Origin of the sequence: Lonsdalea britannica (assembly GCF_946477055.1) — a bacterium.
In the GTDB taxonomy this organism is placed as follows: domain Bacteria; phylum Pseudomonadota; class Gammaproteobacteria; order Enterobacterales; family Enterobacteriaceae; genus Lonsdalea; species Lonsdalea britannica_A.
Genome location: NZ_CAMKXG010000200.1, coordinates 1 through 6,554, shown reverse-complemented (window position 1 = coordinate 6,554; position 6,554 = coordinate 1). Strand labels below are relative to the sequence as shown.

Sequence of the window (6,554 nt, the reverse complement as noted above, 5' to 3'; positions counted from 1 at the left end):
CTTCGTCGGCAGCGTCAGATGTGTATAAGAGACAGACATGAACCATCAAACCCCTTCGCTTTTTCCCACGGCTGACCGGCTTTTTTGAAGGACGCCTGTAGCTCACGCAGCGTCAAATCCAGCGCCACGCCGTAGCCAGCAATCGCCCGAGCGACGCGATCTTCATTTGCCTGTTTCAACGGTGTGCCGATCAGTACGGCCAATTCGATCTCGTGGTGTACCGCGCCCAAATCGTGAGGGATGGAGAGCGGCTGACGTAGATCGCAGATCGCCGTTTCAGGTTTGATAAACAACACCGGCTCCGGAAAAGTGGCACTGCCCATTTCCCGGACGTGTTCGGAATAGTTGCTGCCGACACACACTACTTTATTGACAGGGAAGTCTAGTAACGCCCCCTGCCAGTCTCTGTGCTGATACATGCATCATCTCCTGACCAGTCTGTTGAGATATTGACCCCGGCACGCCCGCGGCGCCAGGCTCCCCATCATACCGATACTGATGACAAAAAGATAAGCACGCAAACGTGAGTGAAAGTGTCGTTGGATTTCGTCTTTATCCGTGGATAAAAAAAGCCCGTTAGATAAATTCAAAACGGGCGGATAAACAATTAACCCAGCAAATTACTGTATATAAAATCAGGAAATGAAACACAGCCTGAATAAAAGTCAGCCTGTAGATTAATTTGCGCCCTGACTATTTTTCGTTACGAGGTCATTAATATCTCGTGGCGATAAGGGATTGTCCGAAAATAATAACCCTATTATTTTTCAACTGCCGACTGATGTATATTCAGCAAATTTTCCGGCGGAGGCGGCACCTGAAGGTAAAACCCTTGTTCTTTAAGCGATTGCCGCACCTTGTCGATATCAGCCGAAGCCAGTTTTTTCCTGCCATCCAGCGGTAAAAGCATCACGAAAGTCGGCGCGCCGAAACTTTTCATCAGCGTTTCAGGAATGCGCGAAAAATCGTCTTTTTTTTCGACATAAAGATATGTCTGATCCCGTTTGTTACTTCTATAGATCGCACAAAACATATTTTTACTCTAAATTAAATGGGTATCGTGTATTGCCTGTATATACATGTGACTATAACATGCTTATAGCGCTCTGGAATATCATAGTTAAATGTTACTCTGGGGGTTTAAAGATGCCGAAACTGAGTCAGGATAGATGTCACAATCGCCAATTGAGTTAAAAGGCAGTAGCTTTACCTTATCGGTGGTTCATTTGCATGAATCTCAACCCGAGGTAATTTACCAAGCCCTGCAGGAAAAAATCGAACAGGCTCCCGCGTTTCTTAAAAACGCGCCCGTTGTCATCAATGTCTCAACACTGACCGCCGACACCGATTGGGTGACGCTGCAGCAAGCCGTCGCCGCTTCCGGTCTGCATGTGGTCGGCGTCAGCGGCTGCAAAGACGAACAGCTTAAGCAAGCTATCGTCCGCGCAGGTCTACCGCTGTTGAACGAAGGTAAAGAGCGCCGGGCTTCCGAACCCGCCGCCCCGCCTCCGGAGCCGGTGAAAACCAAGGTGGTCAGCGCGCCCGTTCGTTCCGGGCAACAGATTTATGCGCGTAACTGTGATCTCATCGTCACCAGCAGCGTGAGCGCGGGCGCCGAAATCATCGCAGACGGCAATATACACATTTACGGCATGATGCGGGGCCGTGCCCTGGCAGGGGTTTCTGGCGACGTTCACAGTCAGATCTTCTGCACCCATCTGGCCGCAGAGCTGGTATCCATCGCGGGCCGTTATTGGCTCAGCGACCAGATACCGCAAGATTTTTTTGGGCAGGCTGCACGGGTCAATCTCAACCTGCTGGACAATGTTCTTAACATACAAACTCTAGACTAAGCCCTTGACAAGGAATCATTTATGGCACGCATCATCGTTGTTACATCGGGTAAAGGGGGCGTTGGCAAGACTACTTCAAGCGCGGCCATTGCTACCGGTTTAGCCCAAAAAGGCAAGAAAACAGTTGTCATCGACTTTGATATTGGCCTGCGCAACCTTGACCTGATCATGGGATGCGAGCGCCGCGTCGTTTACGATTTCGTCAACGTCATTCAAGGTGACGCGACGCTGAATCAGGCGCTGATTAAAGATAAACGCACTGAAAATCTGTACATCCTCCCCGCCTCGCAGACCCGTGACAAAGACGCGCTGACCCGCGAAGGCGTTGAAAAAGTGCTGGATGGTCTGAACGAAATGAATTTCGACTTCGTCGTCTGTGATTCTCCGGCGGGGATTGAAACCGGGGCGCTGATGGCGCTCTACTTCGCGGACGAAGCGGTGATTACCACCAACCCGGAAGTCTCATCCGTACGCGACTCCGACCGTATTCTTGGCATTCTGTCATCCAAATCTCGTCGCGCCGAACGTGGCGAAGAACCGATCAAAGAGCATCTGCTGCTGACCCGCTACAATCCGGGCCGCGTTAGCCGTGGCGACATGCTGAGCATGGAAGACGTGCTGGAAATTCTGCGCATTCCGCTGTTGGGCGTGATTCCGGAAGACCAGTCAGTGCTGCGCGCATCCAACCAGGGCGAGCCGGTGATTCTGGACGATTCAGCCGATGCCGGTAAAGCCTATGCCGACACAGTAGACCGCTTACTGGGTGAAGATCGCCCTTACCGCTTTATCGAGGAAGAGAAGAAGAGCTTCCTCAAACGACTTTTTGGGGGGTAAACCATGGCCTTACTCGATTTCTTTCTGTCCCGCAAAAAAGCGACAGCCAATATCGCCAAGGAACGGCTGCAAATTATTGTCGCGGAGCGGCGCCGTGGGGATAGCGAACCCCATTATCTGCCACAGTTGAAACGAGACATTCTGGAAGTGATCTGCAAATACGTGCAGATTGACCCGCAAATGGTATCTGTTCAGCTGGAACAGAAAGGCGACGATATTTCCGTTCTGGAACTAAACGTCACCTTGCCGGAAGCGGAAGAAACGCCGAAGTAACCATCGCGCCGTGGCTGCGCCCGACACCTGCTAACCGCAGTCGGGCCTGGTCGCGGCGATCATGCTGTCTCCCTTGTTCCCCGCCTGCCGCAAAATACCACCGACGCAAAACACCCAATTCTCGTTGCCCTTTCCGACGTGTTTAGAACATCGCGGCCGCCAGTTGCCCCCCGCCGACCGCCACGTCCTCCGCGATTAATCGCGGTTTAAAATCGCCCGCAGACCGTCGCCGAACAGCGTGTTACGCCAGCCGCTAACGAGTTCCGGCGTATTCCCACCGACAGACAGTTTCCAGTACCAGTTGAGCAGTCGGTTAATCTGACGACGCGAAGCCAGCAGTTCCGCTGATAGCCCGCTGCTGGCGCTGGTCGCCTGAATCAGCGCTTTGATCTCCTTGAATACCGACTTGTAACCGGGGTAGTCCAGCAGGTTCGCAACCGGCGGCGGGAAATCAGCCTCATTCAGTTCCACGGTCTCCGCCACCAGCGAGAGCAGCGTTTTGCCGTGATAGCGAATTTCCGGACCGCTCAGTCCCAGCGAATCCAACTCGCCCAGCGAGGTTGGCAGATGACGTGCAACCTGCCACAAGTGCTCCTCGCGCACGACGAAATTCACCGCGCTATCGCGTTCGCGCGCTTTACGCAGACGCCAGTCAGCCAGACGTTGCAGGCACGCCAGCTGTCGGCCGCGCAGCTGCCAGGCGTTGCTGATCTCACGGTAAGCGAGCTCCGGCGCCAAAATATCCTGACGTCGGCGGCACAGCAGCTGACATTCGTCCAGCGCCGCATCCATCCAACCGGTCGCCTCAGTCTGCTCCACCAGCGTTTTTGCCATGGGCAGCAGGTAGAAGACGTCGGCCGCCGCATAGTCGCACTGTTTTTGGCTCAGTGGGCGCGCCATCCAGTCTGTGCGGGACTCGCTTTTATCCAGCGTCACCTGCTGGTAGTCCGCCACCAGTGCGGCAAAACCATAGGACAATGGCTTGCCTAAAAAAGCGGCCAGAATTTGCGTATCGATAAACGGCGTCGGCACACAGCCGAACGCGTTCAGGAACACTTCCAGGTCTTCGCTGCCAGCGTGCAGAAATTTGGTCACCTTGGCGTCGGCAAGCAGTGCTTTAAACGGCGCCCAGTCCTCGATCGGGAGAGGGTCGATCAGCGACAGCGTTTCACCGTCATACAGTTGAATCAGTCCCAACTGCGGATAATAAGTGCGTGTCCGGACAAATTCGGTGTCCAGCGCCACCTGCGTTGTAGCGCGCGCCTGCGCGCAAACCTGTGATAAGCCGGCATCGGTAGTGATCAACTGATAATTCAAAACATCATTCTCTTGGTTATGTCCAACAATGGTCATGACGATAAAAGGAACGCCGGAGAAGACCGGCGCGCCTGACATGAAAACGCAAAAACGCACATCTTATGAAGTCAAAATAGCAGCAACACTGCGCAACGAAAGGTTGCCGTGTCATGGCGTCAGGTCAACCGGGGCTGGTGTCGCAGAGACTGACCAGCCAAGGTCGTGAGGTAAACCATACCCTGCTAACAACCTGCAAACAATCCAGTATAACAATCACCTAGGACGCCTTCGTCTCGTCTCGAAGTTCACGCCGCAAGATTTTGCCTACATTCGATTTCGGTAATTCGTCACGAAACTCGAACTGGCGAGGCACCTTATAGCCCGTCAGATAACGACGGCAATGAGCAATCAGCGCATCCGTGTTCAGCGCGCTGCCGGGACGGCGGACCACGAACACTTTGACCGCTTCGCCCGACAGCTCGTTCGGCACGCCGACGGCCGCCGCTTCGATCACGTCAGGATGTCGGACGATGACATCTTCGATTTCATTCGGATAGACGTTAAACCCTGACACCAGAATCATGTCTTTTTTGCGATCGACGATTTGTAAGAAGCCCTGCGCGTCAGAAGTGACAATGTCACCTGTCGCCAGCCACCCGTCTTTTAGCACCGCCGCCGTCTCATCGGGCTGATTCCAATAGCCTTTCATGACCTGCGGCCCTCGTATCCACAGCTCGCCGGCGTCTCCCAGCGCCACATCGTTTCCCTGTTCATCCACGATGCGGACCTCCGTCGAGGGAATCGGCAAACCGACGCTGCCCGTATACTGCTCCGTATCGTAAGGGTTGCCGGTGACCAACGGCGAGCTTTCCGTCAGCCCGTACCCTTCCAGCAAATGATTGCCGGTGAGTTTTTCCCAGCGCTCAGCAACCGTCTGCTGGACCGGCGCGCCGCCGCCGACGGACAGGTGCAGCGTTGAAAAATCCAGCCGATGAAAATCGTCGTTGTTCAACAGCGCGTTGAACAGCGTGTTGACGCCGCTGAATACGGTAAACGGATGACGAGCCAGCTCTTTGACCATCCCCGGAATATCTCTCGGGTTGGTTATCAGCAGGTTCTGCCCCCCCATTTCGATGAACAACAGACAGTTCACGAGGAGCGCAAAGATGTGATACAGCGGCAACGCCGTGACGACCAAATCGTTGCCTTCATGCAGCAACGAACCATAGGCCGCGCGGATTTGAGTCAGGTTAGCCAGCAAATTGCGATGCGTGAGCATGGCGCCTTTGGACACGCCGCTGGTGCCGCCGGTGTATTGCAAAAAGGCCAAATCGCCGCGATCCAGTTCAGGACGCACGTAAGGCATCTGCTTACCCTGTTGCAGTACGCTGCGGAAGGAGATGGCGTCGGGAAGATGGTATTTCGGCACCAGTCGCTTAATGTATTTGACGACAAAGTTCACCAACGTGCCTTTTGCCGCCGACAGCTGGTCTCCCATGCGGGTCAGGATCACATGCTTCACCGGGGTGTTGAACACCACCTTTTCCAGCGTGTGGGCAAAGTTGGACACAATCACCATCGCGCTGGCGCCGCTGTCGTTCAGCTGATGTTCCAGTTCACGCGGCGTGTAGAGCGGATTGATGTTTACCACGACCATCCCCGCCCGGAGGATACCGAACAGCGCGACGGGATATTGCAACAGGTTCGGCATCATCAGCGCAACGCGGTCGCCCTTCTGCAATTTGAGCTGATGCTGCAAATAGGCGGCAAACGCCCGGCTGCGCTCATCCAACTGACGAAAGGTCATCGTCTCGCCCATATTGATGAACGCAGGCCGATCGGCATTTCGCGCCATCGAATTTTCGAATAGCTCCATCAATGACGAATAGCGATCCGGATCGATCTCTGCGGGAACATCAGCCGGATAGCGCGCTAACCAAATTTTTTCCAAGACTTCACTCCATAGGTCTTCTTAGGCGGTGAACGGGCTGGCGAAATATCTCATCCCCTCGCCCTGCATCAAACGTTCAACCGCCTATGCCATCATCCACAAAAAATAAGGTGACCGGAGTCACCCTAGTTAATCATTGCGTCGGTCATCGCTATTTAGCGACCCCTCACACGAGACATCGTGCCGCACATCATGGTGCAAGGGACAATCGCTGGCAGCGCTGTTATTCCGTGACGATCGTTTCCAATCTGGCCGGTCCGGCCCCATCGTCCCAGCCCCAGCGAGGTCCCCAACCGGGGCGGCCGCGATAGCCCCACCAGGGATCATACATCCCGGCGGTCGGCGCC

General features: G+C 54.5%; 6 protein-coding genes and 1 pseudogene. 3 read left to right on the top strand and 4 right to left on the bottom strand.

Annotation, left to right across the window (positions count from 1 at the left end):
* Positions 1-35: 35 nt before the first annotated feature.
* Both Q7O77_RS12935 and Q7O77_RS12930 read right to left on the bottom strand, forming a co-directional pair.
* A pseudogene (locus Q7O77_RS12935) lies at positions 36-419 on the bottom strand (fumarylacetoacetate hydrolase family protein); the annotation flags it as partial.
* A gap of 341 nt (positions 420-760) precedes the next feature.
* On the bottom strand, positions 761-1,033 hold the full coding sequence (locus tag Q7O77_RS12930) for a YcgL domain-containing protein (RefSeq protein WP_304167966.1): 273 nt from the start codon (positions 1,031-1,033) through the stop codon (positions 761-763).
* A gap of 136 nt (positions 1,034-1,169) precedes the next feature.
* On the opposite strand from Q7O77_RS12930, the gene minC reads away from it, so the two are divergent.
* From minC to minE, 3 genes are read left to right on the top strand one after another with little or no spacing between them, the layout of a single operon-like run.
* Positions 1,170-1,853 (top strand): septum site-determining protein MinC, encoded by a 684-nt coding sequence (gene minC, locus Q7O77_RS12925; RefSeq protein WP_304167963.1) that lies wholly within the window; start codon positions 1,170-1,172, stop codon positions 1,851-1,853.
* A 21-nt stretch (positions 1,854-1,874) separates the two neighbouring features.
* Complete coding sequence (gene minD / locus Q7O77_RS12920) at positions 1,875-2,687, top strand: septum site-determining protein MinD (RefSeq protein WP_026742418.1); 813 nt, start codon at positions 1,875-1,877, stop codon at positions 2,685-2,687.
* 3 nt (positions 2,688-2,690) lie between these two features.
* A complete protein-coding gene (minE, locus tag Q7O77_RS12915; protein WP_026739383.1) occupies positions 2,691-2,960 on the top strand; it encodes a cell division topological specificity factor MinE in 270 nt (89 codons plus the stop codon).
* Between the two features lie 195 nt (positions 2,961-3,155).
* Here minE and rnd read toward each other — a convergent pair whose 3' ends face one another.
* Entirely contained in the window at positions 3,156-4,277 is a 1,122-nt protein-coding gene (rnd, locus tag Q7O77_RS12910; protein ID WP_304167960.1) for a ribonuclease D, read from the bottom strand.
* A gap of 256 nt (positions 4,278-4,533) precedes the next feature.
* Positions 4,534-6,207 (bottom strand): long-chain-fatty-acid--CoA ligase FadD, encoded by a 1,674-nt coding sequence (gene fadD / locus Q7O77_RS12905; protein WP_304167957.1) that lies wholly within the window; start codon positions 6,205-6,207, stop codon positions 4,534-4,536.
* Positions 6,208-6,554: the final 347 nt, after the last annotated feature.

What these genes read in the sequence shown, in the direction of transcription:
- Q7O77_RS12930 (WP_304167966.1), bottom strand. Translation starts at nt 1,033, where the DNA reads ATGTTTTGTGCGATCTATAGAAGTAACAAACGGGATCAGACATATCTT.
- minC (WP_304167963.1), top strand. Translation starts at nt 1,170, where the DNA reads ATGTCACAATCGCCAATTGAGTTAAAAGGCAGTAGCTTTACCTTATCG.
- minD (WP_026742418.1), top strand. Translation starts at nt 1,875, where the DNA reads ATGGCACGCATCATCGTTGTTACATCGGGTAAAGGGGGCGTTGGCAAG.
- minE (WP_026739383.1), top strand. Translation starts at nt 2,691, where the DNA reads ATGGCCTTACTCGATTTCTTTCTGTCCCGCAAAAAAGCGACAGCCAAT.